Source organism: Polaromonas sp. OV174 (genome assembly GCF_900112285.1).
Classification (GTDB): Bacteria; Pseudomonadota; Gammaproteobacteria; order Burkholderiales; family Burkholderiaceae_C; genus Polaromonas.
This window is the reverse complement of sequence record NZ_FOKZ01000007.1, coordinates 1-19651: the sequence shown is the minus strand read 5'-3', so window position 1 is coordinate 19651 and position 19651 is coordinate 1. Positions and strand designations below refer to the sequence as shown.

At 61.4% G+C, this 19651-nt stretch carries 19 protein-coding genes and 1 pseudogene; 8 read left to right on the top strand and 12 right to left on the bottom strand.

The annotated features are described in order from the left end of the window. Positions 1-19: 19 nt before the first annotated feature. Entirely contained in the window at positions 20-1849 is a 1830-nt protein-coding gene (locus BM160_RS08100; protein WP_092003274.1) for an ABC transporter ATP-binding protein/permease, read from the top strand. Further along, positions 1849-3462, top strand: a complete 1614-nt coding sequence (locus tag BM160_RS08095; protein ID WP_092003272.1) for an MFS transporter — start codon at positions 1849-1851, stop codon at positions 3460-3462. Before BM160_RS08100 ends, BM160_RS08095 begins: the two co-directional genes overlap by 1 nt. A 209-nt stretch (positions 3463-3671) precedes the next feature. Here BM160_RS08095 and queC read toward each other — a convergent pair whose 3' ends face one another. Further along, a complete protein-coding gene (gene queC / locus BM160_RS08090) occupies positions 3672-4397 on the bottom strand; it encodes a 7-cyano-7-deazaguanine synthase QueC (protein WP_092003269.1) in 726 nt (241 codons plus the stop codon). Between the two features lie 259 nt (positions 4398-4656). On the opposite strand from queC, the gene BM160_RS08085 reads away from it, so the two are divergent. Beyond that, complete coding sequence (locus BM160_RS08085) at positions 4657-5325, top strand: fumarylacetoacetate hydrolase family protein (protein ID WP_177218954.1); 669 nt, start codon at positions 4657-4659, stop codon at positions 5323-5325. Positions 5326-5350: 25 nt separating this feature from the next. Next, a complete protein-coding gene (locus tag BM160_RS08080; protein WP_092003263.1) occupies positions 5351-5998 on the top strand; it encodes a tRNA-uridine aminocarboxypropyltransferase in 648 nt (215 codons plus the stop codon). A 12-nt stretch (positions 5999-6010) separates the two neighbouring features. Here the strand turns inward: BM160_RS08080 and BM160_RS08075 are convergent, their stop codons facing one another. The 4 genes from BM160_RS08075 to BM160_RS08060 are packed head-to-tail and all read right to left on the bottom strand — an operon-like array spanning position 6011 to position 9026. Continuing rightward, a complete protein-coding gene (locus tag BM160_RS08075; protein WP_092003260.1) occupies positions 6011-7306 on the bottom strand; it encodes a hypothetical protein in 1296 nt (431 codons plus the stop codon). 36 nt (positions 7307-7342) lie between these two features. Next, positions 7343-8101: a hypothetical protein gene (locus tag BM160_RS08070; RefSeq protein ID WP_177218953.1), complete on the bottom strand. Its 759-nt coding sequence runs from the start codon at positions 8099-8101 to the stop codon at positions 7343-7345. 40 nt (positions 8102-8141) lie between these two features. Continuing rightward, entirely contained in the window at positions 8142-8705 is a 564-nt protein-coding gene (locus BM160_RS08065) for a hypothetical protein (RefSeq protein ID WP_092003254.1), read from the bottom strand. A 45-nt stretch (positions 8706-8750) separates the two neighbouring features. Beyond that, complete coding sequence (locus BM160_RS08060; protein ID WP_092003671.1) at positions 8751-9026, bottom strand: DnaJ domain-containing protein; 276 nt, start codon at positions 9024-9026, stop codon at positions 8751-8753. 294 nt (positions 9027-9320) lie between these two features. Here BM160_RS08060 and BM160_RS08055 point away from each other — a divergent pair, with 294 nt between their 5' ends. From BM160_RS08055 to BM160_RS22180, 3 genes and pseudogenes are all read left to right on the top strand, one after another. Beyond that, positions 9321-10172: a DNA/RNA non-specific endonuclease gene (locus BM160_RS08055; protein WP_092003252.1), complete on the top strand. Its 852-nt coding sequence runs from the start codon at positions 9321-9323 to the stop codon at positions 10170-10172. Positions 10173-10182: 10 nt separating this feature from the next. Beyond that, the gene (locus BM160_RS08050; protein WP_092003249.1) at positions 10183-10437 is read left to right on the top strand and encodes a hypothetical protein; all 255 of its coding nucleotides are present in this window, start codon (positions 10183-10185) and stop codon (positions 10435-10437) included. Positions 10438-10506: 69 nt separating this feature from the next. Next, positions 10507-10611, top strand: a pseudogene (locus BM160_RS22180) (IS5/IS1182 family transposase); the annotation flags it as partial. Between the two features lie 154 nt (positions 10612-10765). On the opposite strand, the gene BM160_RS08045 reads toward BM160_RS22180, so the two are convergent. The 7 genes from BM160_RS08045 to BM160_RS08015 all read right to left on the bottom strand — a co-directional run bounded on the left by BM160_RS08045 (position 10766) and on the right by BM160_RS08015 (position 18313). Then, positions 10766-11113 carry a Rieske (2Fe-2S) protein gene (locus tag BM160_RS08045; protein ID WP_092003246.1) on the bottom strand — a complete coding sequence of 116 codons (348 nt, stop codon included), beginning with the start codon at positions 11111-11113 and terminating at the stop codon, positions 10766-10768. Then, the gene (locus BM160_RS08040; RefSeq protein ID WP_092003243.1) at positions 11110-11760 is read right to left on the bottom strand and encodes a DsbA family oxidoreductase; all 651 of its coding nucleotides are present in this window, start codon (positions 11758-11760) and stop codon (positions 11110-11112) included. The genes BM160_RS08045 and BM160_RS08040 overlap by 4 nt, the downstream gene beginning before the upstream one ends. A gap of 43 nt (positions 11761-11803) precedes the next feature. Beyond that, positions 11804-13120 (bottom strand): MFS transporter, encoded by a 1317-nt coding sequence (locus BM160_RS08035; protein ID WP_092003240.1) that lies wholly within the window; start codon positions 13118-13120, stop codon positions 11804-11806. A gap of 443 nt (positions 13121-13563) precedes the next feature. Beyond that, positions 13564-14559, bottom strand: coding sequence for a Bug family tripartite tricarboxylate transporter substrate binding protein (locus BM160_RS08030; RefSeq protein ID WP_092003237.1), 996 nt, complete (start codon positions 14557-14559; stop codon positions 13564-13566). Positions 14560-14586: 27 nt separating this feature from the next. Further along, positions 14587-15567, bottom strand: a complete 981-nt coding sequence (locus BM160_RS08025) for a quinone oxidoreductase family protein (RefSeq protein WP_092003234.1) — start codon at positions 15565-15567, stop codon at positions 14587-14589. Positions 15568-15783: 216 nt separating this feature from the next. Beyond that, complete coding sequence (locus BM160_RS08020; protein WP_092003231.1) at positions 15784-16842, bottom strand: beta-keto acid cleavage family enzyme; 1059 nt, start codon at positions 16840-16842, stop codon at positions 15784-15786. A gap of 577 nt (positions 16843-17419) precedes the next feature. Continuing rightward, positions 17420-18313 (bottom strand): LysR substrate-binding domain-containing protein, encoded by an 894-nt coding sequence (locus BM160_RS08015; RefSeq protein WP_092003228.1) that lies wholly within the window; start codon positions 18311-18313, stop codon positions 17420-17422. Between the two features lie 161 nt (positions 18314-18474). Here BM160_RS08015 and BM160_RS08010 point away from each other — a divergent pair. Then, positions 18475-19651 (top strand): acyl-CoA dehydrogenase (locus BM160_RS08010; RefSeq protein ID WP_092003225.1); only part of this gene is annotated, 1177 nt, incomplete at its 3' end.

Below are 19651 nucleotides of genomic sequence, written 5' to 3'. Positions count from 1 at the left end.
TCGAGCAAGAGACGCCTGCATGAACCTGCTTTCACGCCTAGCCCAAAAATTCAGAGACTTCAGACACTTCGGTGCCCGGGTCTGGGCCCTGTCGGCCCCTTACTTCCATTCCGAGGAAAAATGGAAGGCCCGCGGCCTGCTGGCCGCCATCGTGCTGCTCAACCTGGCAGCGGTCTACATGCTGGTGCTGCTCAACGACTGGAACCGGGTGTTTTACGACGCGCTGCAAAACAAGAATCAGCCGGTGTTCTGGACGCAGCTGGGGCGCTTCACCTACCTGGCCTTTGCCTTCATCCTGATCGCCGTTTACCGCTTCTACCTGACGCAGTTGCTGGAGTTGCGCTGGCGCGCCTGGATGACGGGCCACTACCTGCAGCGCTGGCTCACCAACCATGCCTTTTACCAGCTGGAGCTGGCGCGCTTTTCCGGCAGCGACAAAGACGCCGCCAGCACGCCCGACAACCCGGATCAGCGGATTCAGGAAGACATCAACCTCTTCACCACCTACAGCATTTCGCTCAGCATGGGGCTGTTGAATGCCGTGGTCACGCTGCTGAGCTTTGTCGGCATCCTGTGGTCGCTCTCGGGCGTCTTCGCCTTCAGCCTGGGCGGCAGCAGCTACAGCATTCCGGGCTTTATGGTCTGGATGGCGGTGCTTTACTGCGCCGTCGGCAGCCTGATCACGCACTACATAGGCCGGCCGCAGATCAAGCTCAACTACCAGCAGCAGCGCTACGAGGCCGACTTTCGCCATCACATGGTGCGGGTGCGCGAATACAGCGAATCAATTGCGCTGGACCGGGGCGAAACCGTGGAACGTGCGCAGCTCGATACCCGCTTTGGCGCCGTGCTGGCCAACTACCTCAAGCTGATCAAAAAGCAGAAAAATCTGGTCTGGTTCACCAGCTTTTTCGGCCAGGCCGCCGTGGTCTTTCCCTTCATCGTGGCGGCGCCGCGCTTTTTCAGCGGCGCCATCCAGCTGGGCGAGCTGATGCAGATCTCCTCGGCCTTTGGCCGCGTGCAGGACTCGCTGAGCTGGCTGGTCGACAACTACAGCAGCCTGGCCGCCTGGCGCGCCACGACCGACCGCCTGACCAGTTTTGAAGATAATATTACGCGTGTAGCCCAACAGGGACGCGCGCAGACAGCTAGCAATTTAATAGCAAACAGAGAAACTCCACTGGCCGGCATTGACTCCCTGGCGGCCCACCAGCTGACCTTGCAACTGCCGACCGGCGTGACCTTGCTGAGCGGTGTGTCGCTGCGGGCCGGCCCGGGCGAGAGCGTGCTGCTCAAAGGCCCGTCCGGCAGCGGCAAGTCCACGCTGTTTCGTGCCCTGGCGGGCATCTGGCCCTTCGCCAGAGGCCAGACCCAGCTGCCGGCCAACGCCATGTTCATTCCGCAGCGCCCCTATTTTCCCGATGGCCGCCTGCGCGATGCACTGGCCTATCCACAGCCGGCCGCGCAATACAGCGACGAGGCCTTGAAGCAGGCGCTGGTGGAGGCACTGCTGCCGCAGCTGACCAGCCGGCTCGATGATGAAGACGCCTGGACCCAGAAGCTCTCGGGCGGCGAGCAGCAGCGCCTGGCGATTGCCCGGGTGCTGCTGAAAAAACCAAGCTGGATTTTTGCCGACGAAGCCACCAGCGCGCTGGACGAGGCGGCCGAAAAGACCCTTTACGAAAAGCTGCTGGCCCAGGTCAAGGCCATGCATGGCAGCCTGGTGTCGATTGCCCACAGGCCGGCCGTGGCGGCGTTTCACGGCAAGCGCTGGGAACTGGAAAAACTGCCGCCCAACTCGCCCGCCCTGTTCCACCTGCAGGAAAGCCAGATACAGGACAACCGCTGATGTCAGAACACAGCACCCAGCCGCCGCCGGCCGACGCCCTGTCGGCCTGGGCGCCCATCCAGCACCCGGCGTTTCGCCTGTTGTGGGGCACCTGGCTGGTTGCCAACACCTGCATGTGGATGAACGACGTGGCGGCCGCCTGGATGATGACCTCCATGACCAGCTCGCCGCTGTGGGTGGCGCTGGTGCAGTCGGCCTCGACCCTGCCGGTGTTCCTGCTGGGCCTGCCCAGTGGTGCGCTGGCCGACATCCTGGACCGCAGGCGCTACTTCATCATGACTCAGTTCTGGGTCGCGGGCGTGGCTACCGTGCTGTGCATCACCGTGATCGCCGACGTCATGACGCCGCCCCTGCTGCTGGCGTTGATTTTTGCCAACGGCGTTGGCCTGGCCATGCGCTGGCCGGTATTTTCCGCCATCATTCCCGAGCTGGTGCCGCGCGTGCAACTGCCGGCGGCATTGGCGCTGAACGGCGTGGCCATGAATGCCTCGCGCATCGTTGGCCCACTGGCGGCCGGCGCCCTGATTGCCAGCGCCGGCACCCACTGGGTCTTCGTGCTCAATGCCGTGCTGTCGGTGGCTTCGGGCTTTGCCCTGATGCGCTGGCGCCGCGAACATGTGCCCCACCCGCTGGGTCGCGAGCGCCTGGGCAGCGCCATGCGCGTGGGTTTGCAGTATGTGCGCCAGTCCGTCCAGCTGCGCTCGGTGCTGCTGCAAGTGGCGCTGTTTTTCCTGCACTCAACCGCCCTGCTGGCCATGCTACCGCTGGTGGCACGCGGCCTACACGGCGGCGGTGCCGGCACCTTCACCCTGCTGCTGGCCGCCATGGGAGCCGGTGCCATTGTCGCCGCCATGTATCTGCCGCGCCTGCGCCGGATGATGACGCCGGGCACGCTGGTGCTGCGCGCCACCATGCTGCAGTCGGTATCCACTGTCGCCATGGCTCTGGCGCCGAATGCCTATATCGCCGTGCCGGCCATGCTGCTCAATGGCATGGCCTGGATTACCTGCGCCAACTCGCTCAGCGTGTCGGCCCAGCTCTCGCTGCCCGACTGGGTGCGCGCCCGCGGTATGTCGATGTACCAGATGGCCATCATGGGTGCCAGCGCTCTGGGCGCCGCCTTGTGGGGCCAGGTGGCCACGCTCAGCAGCATCTCCACCGGCCTGCTGGTGGCGGCCGTCAGCGGCAGCATCTCCATGCTGCTGGCCCAGCGCCTGGTGCCCGGCCTCAGCACCGAGGAAGACCTGACGCCCTCGCGCGATAGCAAAACACCGGTGGTCGAGGCACCGCCCGGCGTGGGCCGCATGATCATCACGATTGAATACCTGATTGATCCGAAACGCAGCGACGAGTTTCGCGCGCTGATGCATGAAAGCCGCCGCAGCCGCCTGCGCCAGGGGGCGCTGGAGTGGGAATTGCTGCGCGATGTGAATCAGCCCGGACGTTTCCTGGAGCACATCGTGGACGAGTCATGGACCGAGCACTTGCGGCGCTTTGACCGTGTGACGACCAGCGACGTGATACTGCGCGAACGCAAACTGGCCTTTCACCTAGGCGCGGAGCCGCCGCTGATCACCCGTTGCGTGGTGGAAGACTTGATGCGGGCGGAGTAAATAAGGCCCCCACGCTTGTCGCTACGCGTACTGCGCTGCCCCCCGAGGGGGCGTCTTCGCCTTGGGGCGGCCCGGCGGCGAAGATAGCCCTCACGCTTATCGCTACGCATTCTGCGCTGCCCCCCGAGGGGGCTGGCCTGGCTTGGGGCGGCCCTGCGCTGCGGCCCTTGCCCCACGCTTGTCGCCACGCCTGCGGCCTTTCTGGCCGCCTATTTCCCCTGGAAGGTGGTGGCAAACAGGCGCCGCTCGGCATAGCGATCGTGGCCACGCGCGCGCAGCTCGCAGGCCGGGCATTGACCGCAGCCATAACCCCAGGCATGGCGGTGAATGCGGTCGCCCAGATAGCAGGTGTGGGTGTGCTCAATGATCAGCTCGACCAGGGTATCGCCGCCCAGCGCATGGGCCAGCTCCCAGGTGTCGGCCTTGTCAATCCACATCAAGGGCGTTTCGATCAGAAAGCGCTTGTCCATGCCCAGCGACAGCGCCAGTTGCATGGCCTTCATGGTGTCGTCGCGGCAATCGGGGTAGCCCGAAAAGTCCGTCTCGCAAACCCCGGTGACCAGCACCTGCAGGCCGCGCCGGTAGGCCAGGGCCGCGGCCAGCGTCAAAAATAACAGATTGCGCCCGGGCACAAAGGTGTTGGGCAGGCCAGAGCTTTCCATTTTGAAAGCCATGTCGCGTGTCAGCGAGGTGTCGCTGACCTGGCCCAGCACGGCCATATCCAGCAGGTGGTCTTCGCCCATACGGCTGGCCCATTGCGGAAACCGGCTTTTGATCTCGCGCAGCACATTGAGGCGCGATTCCAGCTCCACCTTGTGGCGCTGGCCGTAGTCAAAGGCGATGGTTTCGACGCGCTCGTATTTGGACAGCGCCTGCGCCAGACAGGTGGTCGAGTCCTGACCGCCCGAAAAAAGAACCAGTGCTGAGGTGTGCATATTTGTGTGATTTTGAAAGCAGGCCAGGACTGATTTTACTAAGCCGGTAATGCCCGGGACGCCCGCACTACACTGAAATACCTATGAGGCCCAGCGCCTCACCCAGGCCTTGGCGCCTTTCTCCAAGGCCGTTGTTCAGCTGAATCTATCATCAAATATGCCTCTAGCGTCCGAATATATTGCCCAAGCAGCTATCGAATTAATAGTGAGGCGCAAGCACGCCATGGCCGGGCCGCGTTTGCCCGAGAACTGCCGCCCCGTGGATCTAGAAGACGGCTGGCAGGTGCAACAAGAAGTGAGCCGCCGCCTGGCACTGACCATAGGCGGCTGGAAAGCCGCCCTGCCCGGCCCCGGCAAGCTGGTCGTGGCGCCGATTTACGCCCCCGGCATCAGCCAGCAGGCGGCCGTGTTGACCCGGCCTGGCGTGGACAGCGTCAAGGTCGAGCCGGAAATCGCCTATGTGGTGGCCCGGGACCTGCCGGCGCGCGCGCAGGCCTATAGCGAGCAGGAAGTGGATGCGGCCGTGGGCTCGGTACACGCCGCCCTGGAAATCTGCGCCAGCCGCTACCTCAGCCTTGCCGACCTGCCCTTCCCCGAACTGCTGGCCGATGGCCTGGTCAACGACGGCCTGTGGCTGGGCCCGGCACTTGCTGCAACGGAAGCGCCGGCCTTTGAGCTGAGCTGGCAAATCGAGGGCGAGCCGGTCCAGCAGGCTCAGGCGCGCCACCCGAACGGCCAGCCGCGCGCGCCGCTTTACTGGCTGGCCAACTTTCTGCGCGAGCGCGGCCTGGGCCTGCTGGCCGGGCAAACCGTCATCACCGGCTCCTATGCCGGCGTGCTGGAGCTGCCCCTGCAGCGCCGCGTGCGTTTCGACTATGGCGGGTTGGCCCGCTTTGAGCTGAGCTTTGCTGCGGCCAGGCAGCCATGAGCACGCTCCCATTAATCCAACACTGATGACTGCTTCGAGCTCAGTTCAACGCCGGCACTGCCCCGTCTGCCTGCGCCCGCAAAGCAGCTGCATCTGCCAGTGGATCACGCCCGTGGCCCACCAGGTAGAGGTGGTGGTGTTGCAGCATCCCCTGGAAGTCAAGCAGGCCAAGGGCACGGCGCGGCTCTTGCACCTGAGCTTGCCGCACAGCGCCCTGGTTTGCGGTGAAGTATTTACTGAGGAGATCTTGCAAGCCCTGATCAGCGCGCCCCTGCAGCCACAGGCCAGGGCGCAGGTACCGGCGCAGACGATTTTGTTGTATCCGGACTCGCCGCAAGAGCAGGCGCTGGGCCTGCCCGCGCCGCCGGCCCTGGCGCCCGGGTTGCTGCACGAGCCGTCCCAATTGCGGCTGATCGTGCTCGATGGCACCTGGCGCAAGAGCCGCAAGATGCTCTACTGCAACCCCTTGCTGCAACAGCTGCCACGGCTGGCGCTGCAGGACATGCCAGCCTCGCACTACCGGATTCGCAAGGCCCACAAACCCGACCAGCTATCTACCCTGGAGGCGACCTGCGCCGCGCTGGCCCAGCTGGAGGGAGATGCCCAAACCTATGCCCCCCTGCTGGCGGCGTTTGACGGCTTTGTCGCGCAGCAGTGGGACTATCGGGCTTAGCGTTTCACCGGCTCACGACTTCACATGGCACTCGCGCCGCAGCAAGGCCAAGGCATCTTGCAGTGCAAAAGTCGAATCGCTTTGCAAGGTGGACTGCGACTCTTCCACAAAGTCCGCCCATAGCTGCAGATAGTCGTCCTGGTAATGGGCGGGCGCCCAGTCCCGTAGGTACTGACTGCTTAGCGCCGGATCAAAGCCTGGCTTGGCGCCGGCTTTCTGAATCTTGCGCACCAGAGCGGCGGCGCTTTTTTCGCTCAGCACGGTTTTGGGTGCGGCACCGGCCGCCACACAGACGAGAAGGGTCAGGAGCGAGCCTTCGTCGCCGTTGCCGCCGGTGACCTTGTCCCAGGCGGCGGAGACGCTGCGCTCATGGTGATCGAGTTCGCTGGCCAGGTCTTCCAGCCAGAAATAACGGCCCAGCAGCGGCGGCGCCTGCTCATCGCCATCCATGGCAAACAGCGCCCTGGCGGGCAGCGGGCTGTCAAGCAGCAGCGCCAGGTCGGCAAGGATGGATGGCTGAAGCGCCAGCACCACCTCCCTGAATTCATCGGGCAGGTTTTCCGGCACGACCATGGAAAAACGTCCCGTCTTTGCGGCCTTCTCTGTTTTGCCAGCGACGCTGTTTGGCGCCGGTCGGCTCTTCGTGCGCAGCCCGGCCAGCATCTTTTCAAACTCGACCCAATCGGGCCATTCCGAGCCCTTGGTGGAAAAAACCAGCAGCGCCGTGCGAATCACCGCTTCGGCATGGGTGTGGGCGTCTTCCAATTCGGCCAGCTCCAGGCCCAGCTGCCCGGCCAGCCAGATGGCGGCGTCTTTTTCCTGCTTGATGGGCTGGCGTCTGGCCAACTCGGCCTGGTAGTCGGCCAGGCTTTTCAGCGACCACTCGGCCAGGCCCTTCACCGGGGCGCCCGGATCGCTCTGCTCAAGCTCGGCGTCAAAGCCATTGCTCTCGGGCAAGGCCAGCAGCGCCTTGAGCATGTCCGAGCCGCCCTTGGAGCGGGACAAAAAGGAATGGTCGCGCAGCGACTCGGCGGCTAGCCGCAAGTCTCCACCGCTGCTGCTTTCAAGGTAGAGGCTGACCAGATTGACGATGCGGTCCTTGGCCTTTTCCAGATCCGGGCGCAAAAACTCGTTGCCGAAATAACGCGCAATCTGCACCATGCCTTTGGGGGCGTCAGTGCTGATGGCGTCGAGTTTCTGGCGATCCAGGATGCCGTTTTGCACGCCGAACTGCAGCGCTTTTTCAAAAAATGGCCGCGCATCGTAGAGCGAAACGGCAGCGGGCGAGACGCAAGCTTGCATGGGCATGGTGAACAGTGGTTGAAATCTAGGCTCAGCGCCGCATCAGATCGCAGATTCCTCGTCAGAATCGCGCGCGGCAGGCGTGGCCTTGCCTCTATCGGTATCGCCGGTCTCGACCTTGCCATCATCTTCTTCCAGCTCTTCCTCTTCGTCTTCGTCCTCTTCAAGTCCGGCGGCGTGGGCGCGGGCCTTGGCGCGCAGCACGGTCAGCATTTCGATGAACAGGTCCGGACACTGATAGCGCAACAGCCAGGCCAGCTCCATCCAGTCGTGGTCGGCAATTTCATCCTGTTCGATCTGCGGCCTCTCGTAGGCCGAAGCCAGCAGCGCGGCCTTGGACAGCAGCTCGCCGGTGTCCCGCATCGCGTCAAACGTGCCGGTGCAGGCAAAGGATTCGACACGATCCCATTTCTCGGTGAAGTAGTCGGCCAAGGCTTCGCTGCCGCCTTCCAGGTCGCCGATCGCATTCAGGAATTCCAGCGGATCGGCGCCCTCCCTGAAGATGATGGAATTGACCATGCCCCGCAAGTGAGTGCGGGTCAGGTCCTTGTATTGCTTTTCAATCACCACCGCGCGCGCGAACTGCTCGGGCGTCACCAGCAGATTGACCACCGACTCCTTGGAGTTGTCGTATTCGCGTATCACAGCCAGGATGTCCTTGGGCGGAAGCTGCTCCAACACCACCATCAGCGCCGCATCACCTTCGGTGTCAGCCAGCTCGACCAGGGCAAATTCGGCCGCCACGATATCGCCGGCAGCAATCAGGGACTGGGTTTTTTCAATCAGGGCAAGGTGGTTCATCAAGGCGTCTCTTTTCTAGTCGGTCTGTCAATTGCGGGACTCAGTCTTTGCGCTCGAAGCCCTGTGCCACCAGCCAGTCGGCACCGGCCTCATTGCGGGCACGGGCGTCGCCCGGCGCGTCGCCGTCTTCATCGGCATCGAACTCGTCCAAATCATCATCACTGTCGTTGTCATCGGCGTCGGCATCCTCATGCCCGCCATGACCGGCATGCGCATCGGGCTTGCCAGCCATGTAGTGCAGCGCCGCAGCCACCGTCAGAAAGCGCTCGCCCCCTGGCGCATCCAGCACCACCTGGGCCAGGTCCTGCGCCCAGGGCGCCAGATCAATGCCCTCGGCCACGCTGCGCCAGTCCGGAAAGGCATCGACGTCATGGCGGAGCAACTGATCCATCACGGCCGGCTGCCTGAAGGCAAAGCCCTGATGAAAAATCACCGCCACCATCTCGGGGCTGAGTTCCATCATCTGAATGAGAAAGCCGATTTCCCGGCGTTTTTCGGTCAGCCGCTGGCGCAACACATCGCGGCCGTCGGAGTCAAACCGCAAGTCATCCATTTCAGCCCGGTAGGCCGATCGCAAATTGAGGAAAAAGGGAGAAATCGTCATTCGGCTGAGGTCTTCATGGCTGGGGTCTTGGTTGTCGCACTGGCATCACACCAGTGGCTTTAAATAGTTTTTCCAGATCTCGCGTGCCGTATCGATAGGACTGTCGAGCAGGTTGCGGCGGCGGTTGTCGTCGTAAGCTTGGCGCTTGTCGGCATCAGAGAGCACGTCGTAAGCCTCTTGCACCGCCCGAAAACGCTCTGCCGCTTGCGCAGCCGGATTTTTGTCGGGGTGCCAGAGGGATGCCTGCTGGCGAAAGGCTTTTTTAACGTCTGCCAGCGTCGCTGCGCTGCTGAGCCCAAGGGTGCTGTAGTGATCTGTCATGCGTGCCGTGGTTTTTTGCTGAAACCGGAAGCGCGAGGCAAACACGGCATGCTGAACGGTTCCCTTGGCCTGAAGGGTTACACCGAAATGCGCGAGGCGCAAGGTGCTAATTATGCTTGACTGGCGCAAACCGGACCTTCAGCACCCGTTAAAGACTGCGCATGCGTAGGCGTATTGCCCTGCGCCAGAAGAATAAAAAATCGCTTCCCGCGGCTTGAAGGGCATTCGGCGCTGGCTGCGTGCACTATAGTGCAGCTCCTTTTTCTTGGTTGCACATGCAACCCCATTTCCCACATGTTTCGAGTTCTAGCCTTCGTTTCGTTGGCTGCATGCGTCTGCGCATCAGCCTGGTCAAAAACCGCTTGCCCCCAGCATTTCCCCGCCGGTCAGTCGCCCAGCATCACCAACCCCAAGCTCCAGCCACGCACCCAGGAGGTCTGCTTTCAGGCCTTTGCCATACTGCATTCGGGCATCAGCCGCACCCCGCTTTATTCGGCCGAGTACCTGACCCGGCAAAACCTGGAGGCGGCCAAAACCCTGTCGCGTCGCGATTCCTTTCATGCCGAAACCGCGCTGCCCGCCAGCCAGCGCGCCGAGCTCAGCGATTACGCGCGTTCCGGCTATGACCGCGGCCACCTGAGCCCCAATGCCGACATGCCGAGCCGTTCCGCCCAGGCCGAAAGCTTCAGCCTGGCCAACATGGTGCCGCAGGTTCATGCCAACAACGCCGGCGTGTGGGCCGCCATAGAAGGCGCGACCCGGCAACTGGCCAGCAAGGAAGGCGAGCTTTACGTCATCTCCGGGCCGGCCTTCCTAGGCGGTGAGCTGCAAAAAATCGGCAATGTGCTGGTGCCCACGCATCTCTGGAAAATGCTCTACAGCCCGAAGCAGCAACGCGCCGGCGCCTACCTGATCACCAACGACGAAACCAGCGAATATTCGGCGCTGACGGTGACGGATCTGGAAAAGATGATTGGTGTCAGCCTGCTGCCAGGGCTGCCGCAGAAAATTCGCGACGCCGGCATGACGCTGCCCAAGCCCAGCGCCCAGCGCGGCAAGAAGCGCAAGAATCAGCCCGAAGAGGAATTTCCCCTGCGCGATTTCGGCCGGCGTATTCTTGACGCCATCCACAAAGCAGCCCAATAGGAAAGCCGCCATGCACCATCATTTCAAGCCCTTCGAGAACGAAGCCGACGTCATTCGACTGGGCGGCCTCGAGCTCGAGAATCGGCTCGACCGCGTGAGCCTCAGCGGCGAGCTGGTGCTGACCAAAGACCTGGCGGGCCTGGCTCTGGCCAAAGAGCTGCAATCGCTGATAGGCCAGGTGCTTAAAGCCCTGGAGGCGCAAAGCCAGTTGCCGCAAAGCATTGAGATCCAGCCCGCTCAAACGGTGAAAAATCCGTTTGCCTGAGGTCTGAAAACCGTTTGGTGTGCGGCAGCGGTCTGATCAATCCACCTTGACCTGAAACAAGATCGCACCGCTGCCACCATCATGGATGCATCCTTGATCGCCGCCCCCAGCTCCACCAAGAACGGCAGCCAGAGCCGGGATCCCTAGATGCTCCAGAGCAAGAAGGGCAAGCAGTAATGGTATTTCGGCATGAAGGCCCATGTGGCGGTAGGTGCCAGGAGCCAACCTGCCGGGGAGGGAGTCAAAGCCTCGCCCAAGGCGCCAATTCAGCTTGAACAGCAGGTTTGAGTGCCGACAACATTAGCGCCGGATGTCCGGCAGGGCTTGATCAGAATGCCCCTAATCTTCCGGTTTTGCATTCGGGAGTTTGGTGCAGGCTGACAAAAGTCTGCCCATCCACCACAGTGACCGGATAGCTGCGCACGCGCATGCCACCTCCATAGGGCATGCACCCGGTGCGGATATCAAATTTCAGTCCATGAGCCGGGCAGCGCACCTGCATGTCTTCGAGCAGACCCATCACCAGCGAGCCGCCGGCGTGTGGGCAGGAGTCATCAATGGCATAGAGCTTGCCGTCCACGTGGAACAAGGCCAGGCACAGGCCAGCTTCGCGCACGATGGAACGGCTGCCCGGTGCAGGCAGCTTGTGCTGCGGTATGTGCACCAGCTCGCTCATGCACGCAGCGAGAGAGGTGCCTCCAGGGCTTCGCGCATGCCAGTGAGCAGCAGCTCGGGCGGCTGCGCACCAGACAGGGCGAGCCGCTGATTGAATACAAAGAAGGGCACGCCGGGTACGTCCAAAGGCATAGGCTTGCCCATGCCGGACTCCAGCCAGTGGCTTAACTCCGCCAAGGGCAGATCAAAGTCCTGGGCAATGGCCAACAAGGTGGCGCGCTCGCCCAAATCCTCGCCCCGGCTGAAATGCGCTGCCAGCAAACGCTCCAGCAATTGCACATGCTGAGGGGGCGTCTGGCGCGTACGGGCAAACGCCAGCAGCTGATGCGCCAGCAGCGTATTGGGCATGCGGGCGATGATGGCGAAATTCACCTCGGCCCCGGCAGCCAAGGCTGCCTGCTGAACCCGCTCCTGGCCTTGGCGTACCGCCTGTGCACTGCCCTTGCGTTGAATGTAAAACTCGGTGAAATCCCTGCCCTGCACTGGCAGCTCCGGCAGCAACTGCACCGAATGCCAGCGCACCTCCACCGCCACCTCAGGATCGGTCCGGGCCAGCTCTGCCAGCGCCTGGTCCAAATGGCGCTTGCCTATCAGGCACCAGGGACAGATCAGGTCGACATAAACATCAATGACAAGTTCTTGGCTCACGTTTCAATCTCGCTTCAGTTCAGGTAAAAGACCAGATGAAAGATCAGGTCGCGTGGGCTGGAAGAGCATCCAGATGGATGCCCTGGACGCGGCTTACATCACGGTCATAGCAGCGCGCGGCGGCTATGAAGAACACGGCAGCTACCACGCTGAAGACAGGTACCACCTGCATGGCCTGCTGCAGGTTCCACATGTCGGACAGCACACCGACCAGTATCGGGCCTATGGCCAGGCCCAACAGATTGGAGAACAGCGCCAGCACGGCAGAGCCGGTGGAGCGCATGCCGGGGTGAACGACATCGATCACGATGCCAGACGCCGCACCCAGGGTACAGGTCATGAAGAAGCAGCCCAGCAATATCAGCTTGATTTGCGCCGCACCCGACTGAGTGGCGGAAAAAGCCACCACCAACACCAGCGTGGTGATCACACACAAAACCGCCAGCGAGGTCAGCTTGTTGCGGGAGCGGCGCAGGCCCATACGGTCCACCACATAGCCCCAGAACACATTGCCCACCGCACTCACCAGAATCACAATCGCCGCCTGTGTGGAGGCCTCATGAGGGGTCATACCATGGAAGCGGTTCAGGTAACTGGGCATCCAGGACCAGACGGCCGACACCACAATCAGTTGCATGGCGCCTCCCAAGCACACCCATAGCAGGGTGCGGGTGCGCGCCAGGGCGCTGCAGATGTGCTTGATGGTGCCGCTGGTCGAACGGGTGACCTGGTCCAGCTTGGGGGTCAGTGCCACCGTCTTGTAATCGCGCACCAACAGATACAGCAAGGCCAACACCAGTCCGGGCACGCCCACCACACCAAAGGCGGTCTTCCAGCCCCACTTGGCGGCAATGGCGCCACCCAGTAACACACCCAGCACCGAGCCTACCGAGGCCGCGCCAAAGAAGGCGCCCAGCAAGGCGCCACGCAGACGCTTGGGAAACAGGCTGGAGATCAGCGCCGCACCCACGGAGCCGTATCCGGCCTCGCCCGCACCCACCACGGCCCGCGCCACAAACAGCTGGGCGTAGCTGCCCGCAAACATGCAGGAGATGGTGGCCAAACTCCAGATGGTGGCCATGACCGCCACACTCTTGACACGGCTCACACGGTCCGCCAGCAACGCCACCGGAATGCTGCCAACCGCCACCACAATAGAGATGATGGACACCAGCCCACCCAGCTCCCTGTCGCTAAGATGCCATTCCGCCTTGATGTGCGGAAACAGCGACGCAATTACCTGCCGGTCGATGTAGTCAAACATCATGAGCGCGAAGGTCATGGCGAAAGCGAACCAGGCGTGCTTTTGGCCGACGAGGTAGCCGTCTTGCGGACTTGTGTCCATATCGATAGGGGTCATGCTTGTCTCCTGATACCTTCTTTAGCCATGCGTTAAGCGGCTTGGAATTTGTGGTTTGGATGGCGCCGTCTTGATCAGGCCGCGGCGTTTGGATGAATCGAGCTGCGCCATGAAAGCGTTCCGGCCAACGCTGTTGACCACCACCTGCGCCCTAGCCCCTGGGTCTAGCTCAGAGATGCGTTCGAGCGCCTACCGACGCATCCCAACGGCCGCATTGCCGTGCTGCAGCCGCATCGCCGGCAATCGCCAGCCTGACCGCCCCACCGAAACCCGTCTGGAGTAACGCATTTACCAGAGGTCAAGATGCCGAGGCTAGAGGCTGACTCCCCACTATCTCCTTGGTGGAGGCCATGCCTGTTCATACAAAGCGTTTCCAGTGGGGATGGCCGGACGGATAGCTCGACAATCCCCGCCAGCTATCCGCTCGATTGCCGGCGCCAGGCTCAATTGGAATTAATCTGGAGCTTGAGTTTTTCTATGATTTTTCGATTTTGTTCCGTGGTCACGGCCATTTTCTGCCGCAGCTCCTCGATGGAAGCATCTTTGGGTATATCAAGACTTTGCGCAGCAAGCATCTCGCGCAATTTTGGTGAATGCACGGCCTTTACCACTTCGCGCTGAATACGATCGGTCAGCGGCTTGGACATGCTGCTCAGCACAAAGACCCCGATGCTCGCATCGGCCAGGACAAAATCAGACAAGCCCAGTTCGCCAAAGCTGGGAACATTGGGCAGATACGGGGAGCGCGTGGGCGATATGACGGCGAGTCCCTTGATTTTTCCACTCTTGATCGTTTGGACAACGCTACCGGTCACGGTCTCGAAGCTCAGTTGAACTTGGCCGCCCATCAAATCAACCATGGCAGGAGCCGAGCCCTTGTAGGGAACGACCAAGATGCTATCGCCACTTTTTTCCTTGAGCATTTCACCAAGAAAATGCGAACGTGTGCCGACGCTGACATTCGCTATGCTGACTGACTTGGGATTGCGCTTGGCGTATTCATTCACTTCTTTGACGTCGTTTGGCGGGAAATTTGGATTCGCCACCAAAACATGAACCATATTGGCGACTGCAGCGACGTAAGTGAAGGTCTTGACCGGGTCAAAAGGCGTCTTGACGCTGAGCGGAAAGTCGGTCAAGAGACTCGATGGCGCCACCATCAAGGTGTATCCATCGGCAGGCACGCTCATCAGCGCCCTTTCGGCGATGACGGCCGAGCCACCTGGCTTGTTGTCCACCAACACGGGCTGACCTAGATTGGTCCGCAATTGTTCAGCCAGCGAACGAGCCACATTGTCGATGATGCCGCCAGGCGGCGCAGGGACTATCAAGCGTATGGGTTGGTTAGGCCATTCCTGCGCCATGGCAGGCGTTACCGCCGTTACGAAGGACAGTGCAGCTATCGCCAGGACTCGCAGTTTCAATGAATTAAATATCATGGAAGTTCACCTTAGTAAGCGGAATTCTCAAATAACGAAGATGGATGAGCCGGTTGTTTTCCGGCCTTCAAGATCACGATGCGCCTGCACTGCATCTTCGAGGGCGTAGCGCTGATTGATCTCGATGCTGATGCGACCTGCCGCCACGTGGCCAAATAGCTCACCGACCAGTTCCGCCTTTTCGGCCGGATCCGCGATGTAGTCGGCCAAGCCCGGACGGGTGATGTAGGCCGAGCCTTTGCGGGCCAGGATGGCAGGGTCGAACGGAGGAATTTTTCCGGAGGCCGTGCCCACGCACACCAGCAAACCGCGGCGCTTGAGCGAGTCCAGCGAAGACATGAAGGTGTCTTTGCCTACGCTGTCAAAAACCACAGAGACGCCCACGCCGTTGGTGATCTCACGCACGCGCTTGGCAACGTCTTCATGGCTGTAGTTGATGATGTGGTCGCAACCATGGGCACGTGCCACTTCGGCCTTGGCCTCGGTGGAGACGGTTCCAATCACATTGAGGCCCAGAAGCTTGGCCCACTGGGACACGATCAGGCCCACGCCACCGGCGGCGGCATGCAGCAAGATGGTTTCACCGCCCTGGAACGGGTAAATCCTGCGGCACAGGTAGGAAGCAGACAAACCGCGCATGGTCATGGCCGCCGCGGTCTCGCAGCTGATGCCTTCGGGCAGTTTGATCAGCGGTGCGGTGGAAATCAGCCGCTCCGTGCTGTAGGCGCCCAGCGTGTTGGTAAAGCCCGTGTAAGTCACACGGTCACCGACCACAAAATCGCTCACGCCGGCACCGACGGCCTCGACCACGCCGGCCGCCTCGTTGCCTATGCCGCTGGGCAGCGGAACCGGATAGATGCCGCTACGAAAATAGGTATCGGCAAAGTTCAGGCCCACGGCCACATGACGCAGGCGAACCTCTCCCGGCCCCGGTTCACCAACTTCAACGTCCTCAAAACGAAGTACCTCGGGCGCGCCCGTTTCGTAGAATTTCACGACTTTTGCCATGTTGTCTCCTGTTATGTATCAACTATCAAAATTCATCTGCGGCTTGCCATTCCTGGCTTCACCCTGACTTTTCCACGCCCAGACTTCAATGCTGGTGACGTGTAAGCCGAATTCCCTTGCCCATTGGGCATGACGGACTCCTGCATCGGGAAGTGCCAGGAGTCCGGTCCATGGGGGGTTCACATCCTGCACGTGATGTCAATTCCCCCATAGGCTTCAGTCCGGCTTGCGCAGGAAGCCTTGATTGCCGCCCTTGCGATTGGGCGCAAAGCCATTTTCCTGAAGCGTCTGATCCGCCGTTTCGTAGAAGACACCAATCTTCAGAATCTCGCGAGCCTGCTTTCCTGTCGCAATCGGACGGCCAAATTCGCCGGCGATACGCACCAACTGCTTGATCTGATCGACGGAACTGGCCTTGCCCGTACGGGTCTGGTTCCAAAGCACATCTTCAATGCCGCAACGCACATGCAGGCCCAGTGCCATGCCGATCATGTTGATGGGCAACACATTGAGCACCGAGCTCTCCACCGTGATCACGGCGTTATCGGGCGCAGCACGCAGGAAGTTGGCCAGGTTGTAGATGTTTGCCTGGTCCATGCCGCCGCTGATGGCCACCCAGTTCATCACCACGGGGCCCTTGTAGACGCCACGGCGAATCATCCGCTCGATCGTTTCAAAGCTGTTGATGTTGTAGCACTGGAAGGCGCTCTGGATGCCTGCGGCGCTCAGGCGGCGGATGTGCTCTTCGGCCCAGCTGGGGTTCGAGGGCACGATCATGTCCTTGTAGGTGTTGTACAGGTGCGGGAAGCCGCGCGAAACACCACGGAAGTCATCTTCGCCCGCATGCTCGGTCACGTTCATCTGCGTCGTGTTGACGGTGACCGTCACCTGGTCGGGCGTCGGCGTGAGTTCGGCCAGCATGTGGCGCGTGTCGTCGCTCAGCCACTTGGCGGCCGAGCCATCATCTTCAGGTGCGAAGCTAATGGAGCCACCCACCTGGATCACCATGTCGGGCACCGCCTTGCGCACCCCGGCGATCAGCTCGTTGAACATGGACAGACGCTTGCTGCCCTTGCCATCGGCTTCACGCACGTGCAGATGCAGCACGGTGGCGCCGGCCTCGTAGCAATCCACCGCCTTCTGGATCTGCTCTTCCATGGTGATGGGGATATCTTCCGGAAAGTCTGAAGGAATCCAGCCCGGCGCATAAGGCGCGGCGGTGATGATCAGAGGCTGCTGGTTCTCAGGATAAAGATGGCCGTCAAGGAAGTTCATGATGAAGGGTCTCCAAGTTGAAATTTCAATATTGAGAAGGTCGAACTAGATGAAAAAACTTTAAGGATTAATCAGTAGTGAGGAGTGAATCATCTGGCTTTGCGCCATGTTTCACTTGTCTTTTCATGTCTTTGACTTGGCTTTTCATGACAGAAGCCCATCCCGCGTAAAAGCTAGAAGTTCGTCAACCTGGGCGGCGAAACCGCTCCCTTGCGGCTGGGCCTTTTCCTGATCCTCCTGGGCCCAGGATGGAGGGAAACCGGCTCCGCGCCTGACTGCCGGCACACGGCGACTGGGGCGTTTTTTGTGACGCGCTCGCATCTGCCAGACGCTGCTGTGCTGCGTCTGGTAATTGTGCTGCTGCCAGCCGTCAAGAACAAGCGCCAGAAAGCGTTTGTTAAGGATTGATGGCCGGTTTTTGAGCGCTTGGCGAAACGGCACCTTGGTGTGCCATTTATTTATGAGATTCGGCTCGCCTTGAAGGCTGCCAAGTTCTGTAGCCCTTCGAAGTTCAGGGCAGCAGTGCCGCTTTTTCCCACTTGGTGAAAAAACGTTGCGAGTCTGCGAGACCGCGCACCTAATGCGGTTGTCTCAGCAGCCATTCCTTGAAGCAAATCAGCGCAGCTCTCTCCGGCAAGTCGGGCTGCACCAGGTAATAAGCGCGTTGACCTCGCAAAGGTCTGGGGCAAGCCACGACCAGGGCACCGCTTGCCAATTCGGCTTGAATCAGCAGCGTTGGCATCAGTGCCACGCCCAGGCCACAACTCGCAGCGGCCGCCTGCAGTGAAAAAAGCTCGTACCTGGGGCCTGCCATGGCGCGGGTTGCATAGATTCCCTGAGCGTCAAACCAGTCTCGCCAGGCCTCTGGACGCGTGGCCTGCTGCAGCAAGGGCATGCCCGCCAAGATCTCAGGGCTCACCTCGCCCATATCTGCTAGTAACTCTGGGCTGCATACCGGCAATACATCCTCTGGGAAAAGCAGCGTGGCGTGCGTGCCCGCCCATTGGCGTATCTGCTCTGGCGTACCGGCGTAAAGCGCAGCATCAACCCCCGTATCGCTAAAAAGAAAGGGGCGAGTGCGCGTTTCGATGTGAATCTGCAGTTGCGGCTGCTCGCGTGCCAGGCCCGGAAGGCGCGGAATCAGCCAGCGCGACGCCAGGGTGGGAACGGCCGCAAGCGTCAGGCTGTCGCCTTGGCCCTGATGCCCCATCAGGTCCAGCGTGTCGCGCTCCAGGGAGTCCAGCTGGCGCGACACCTGGCGTGCGTAATTCTCCCCGGCAGGGGTTAGCGTCATGCCATGCTGGCTGCGCTTGAACAGCGTCACCCCGACAAAGTCCTCCAGTGCCGCCACCTGGCGTGATACGGCCCCTTGCGTCAGGGCAAGCTCCTGCGCCGCACGTGTGAAGCTACGGTGCCTTGCTGCGGCTTCAAAGCAGTTCAGGGCCTGGGTGGAAGGAAGTTTGCGGCGCATAAGTGGAGCCTCATGGAAGAGCTGGGCAGACCGCCTCATTTTGCATCAGCACTGCCCAATTAATACAAAACCTCATAAGAGACTGAGAAACAATCGGTTGATTGGCTTGAGACCTCAAAAGTATGATGAAGACATCACAATTTTTCGTAAAGAGGCAAGCCATGAGCAAGAACCCCCATTTTTCCTGGTCCGACCCCTTCCTGCTGGACCAGCAACTCAGCGATGAAGAGCGCCAGGTGCGCGACGCAGCTCACGCCTACTGCCAGGAGCGCCTGCTGCCGCGTGTGCAGGACGCCTTTCGCCATGAAAAAACCGATCGCGCCATCTTCAATGAGATGGGCGAGCTCGGTCTGCTGGGCGCCACCATCCCCGAGCAGTATGGCGGCTCTGGCCTGAACTACGTTTGCTACGGCCTGGTGGCCCGCGAGGTCGAGCGGGTCGATAGCGGCTACCGCTCCATGATGAGCGTGCAGTCTTCCCTGGTGATGGTGCCCATCAATGAGTTTGCATCCGAAGCGCAGAAGCAGAAATACCTGCCCAAACTCGCCAGCGGCGAATGGGTGGGCTGCTTCGGCCTGACCGAGCCCAATCACGGCTCTGACCCGGGCAGCATGATCACCCGGGCCAAGAAAGTGGCCGGTGGCTACTCGCTGAGCGGCGCCAAGATGTGGATCACCAACAGCCCGATCGCCGACGTCTTTGTCGTCTGGGCCAAGGACGACGAAGGCGCGATTCGCGGCTTCATCCTGGAAAAGGGCTGGAAGGGCTTGAGCGCGCCCGCCATCCACGGCAAGGTGGGCCTGCGTGCCTCTATCACCGGCGAAATCGTGATGGACGAGGTGTTCGTGCCGGAAGAAAACGCCTTCCCCGACGTGCGCGGTCTCAAGGGCCCGTTCACCTGCCTGAACAGCGCGCGCTATGGTATCGCCTGGGGCGCCCTGGGGGCGGCCGAAGATTGCTTCCAGCGCGCCCGTCAGTACGTACTGGACCGCCACCAGTTCGGCCGCCCCCTGGCCGCCAACCAGTTGATCCAGAAAAAGCTGGCCGACATGCTGACCGACATCAGCCTGGGCCTGCAGGGCTGCCTGCAGCTGGGCCGCATGAAGGATGCGGGCACGGCCTCGGTCGAAGTCACCTCCATCCTCAAGCGCAACAGCTGCGGCAAGGCGCTGGACATTGCCCGCGTGGCGCGCGACATGATGGGCGGCAACGGCATCAGTGATGAGTTCGGCGTGGCCCGCCATCTGGTCAACCTGGAGGTGGTCAACACCTATGAGGGCACCCATGACGTGCACGCCCTCATCCTGGGCCGCGCCATCACCGGCATCGCCGCTTTCT

Coding starts and splice junctions, on each gene's coding strand:
- BM160_RS08045 (WP_092003246.1), bottom strand. CDS start 11,113: ATGAGCGAGCTGGTGCACATACCGCAGCACAAGCTGCCTGCACCGGGC.
- queC (WP_092003269.1), bottom strand. CDS start 4,397: ATGCACACCTCAGCACTGGTTCTTTTTTCGGGCGGTCAGGACTCGACC.
- BM160_RS08020 (WP_092003231.1), bottom strand. CDS start 16,842: ATGAACTTCCTTGACGGCCATCTTTATCCTGAGAACCAGCAGCCTCTG.
- BM160_RS08015 (WP_092003228.1), bottom strand. CDS start 18,313: ATGCGCCGCAAACTTCCTTCCACCCAGGCCCTGAACTGCTTTGAAGCC.
- BM160_RS08035 (WP_092003240.1), bottom strand. CDS start 13,120: ATGACCCCTATCGATATGGACACAAGTCCGCAAGACGGCTACCTCGTC.
- BM160_RS08075 (WP_092003260.1), bottom strand. CDS start 7,306: ATGCCCATGCAAGCTTGCGTCTCGCCCGCTGCCGTTTCGCTCTACGAT.
- BM160_RS08050 (WP_092003249.1), top strand. CDS start 10,183: ATGCACCATCATTTCAAGCCCTTCGAGAACGAAGCCGACGTCATTCGA.
- BM160_RS08065 (WP_092003254.1), bottom strand. CDS start 8,705: ATGACGATTTCTCCCTTTTTCCTCAATTTGCGATCGGCCTACCGGGCT.
- BM160_RS08070 (WP_177218953.1), bottom strand. CDS start 8,101: ATGAACCACCTTGCCCTGATTGAAAAAACCCAGTCCCTGATTGCTGCC.
- BM160_RS08030 (WP_092003237.1), bottom strand. CDS start 14,559: ATGATATTTAATTCATTGAAACTGCGAGTCCTGGCGATAGCTGCACTG.
- BM160_RS08080 (WP_092003263.1), top strand. CDS start 5,351: ATGACTGCTTCGAGCTCAGTTCAACGCCGGCACTGCCCCGTCTGCCTG.
- BM160_RS08025 (WP_092003234.1), bottom strand. CDS start 15,567: ATGGCAAAAGTCGTGAAATTCTACGAAACGGGCGCGCCCGAGGTACTT.
- BM160_RS08055 (WP_092003252.1), top strand. CDS start 9,321: ATGTTTCGAGTTCTAGCCTTCGTTTCGTTGGCTGCATGCGTCTGCGCA.
- BM160_RS08060 (WP_092003671.1), bottom strand. CDS start 9,026: ATGACAGATCACTACAGCACCCTTGGGCTCAGCAGCGCAGCGACGCTG.
- BM160_RS08100 (WP_092003274.1), top strand. CDS start 20: ATGAACCTGCTTTCACGCCTAGCCCAAAAATTCAGAGACTTCAGACAC.
- BM160_RS08095 (WP_092003272.1), top strand. CDS start 1,849: ATGTCAGAACACAGCACCCAGCCGCCGCCGGCCGACGCCCTGTCGGCC.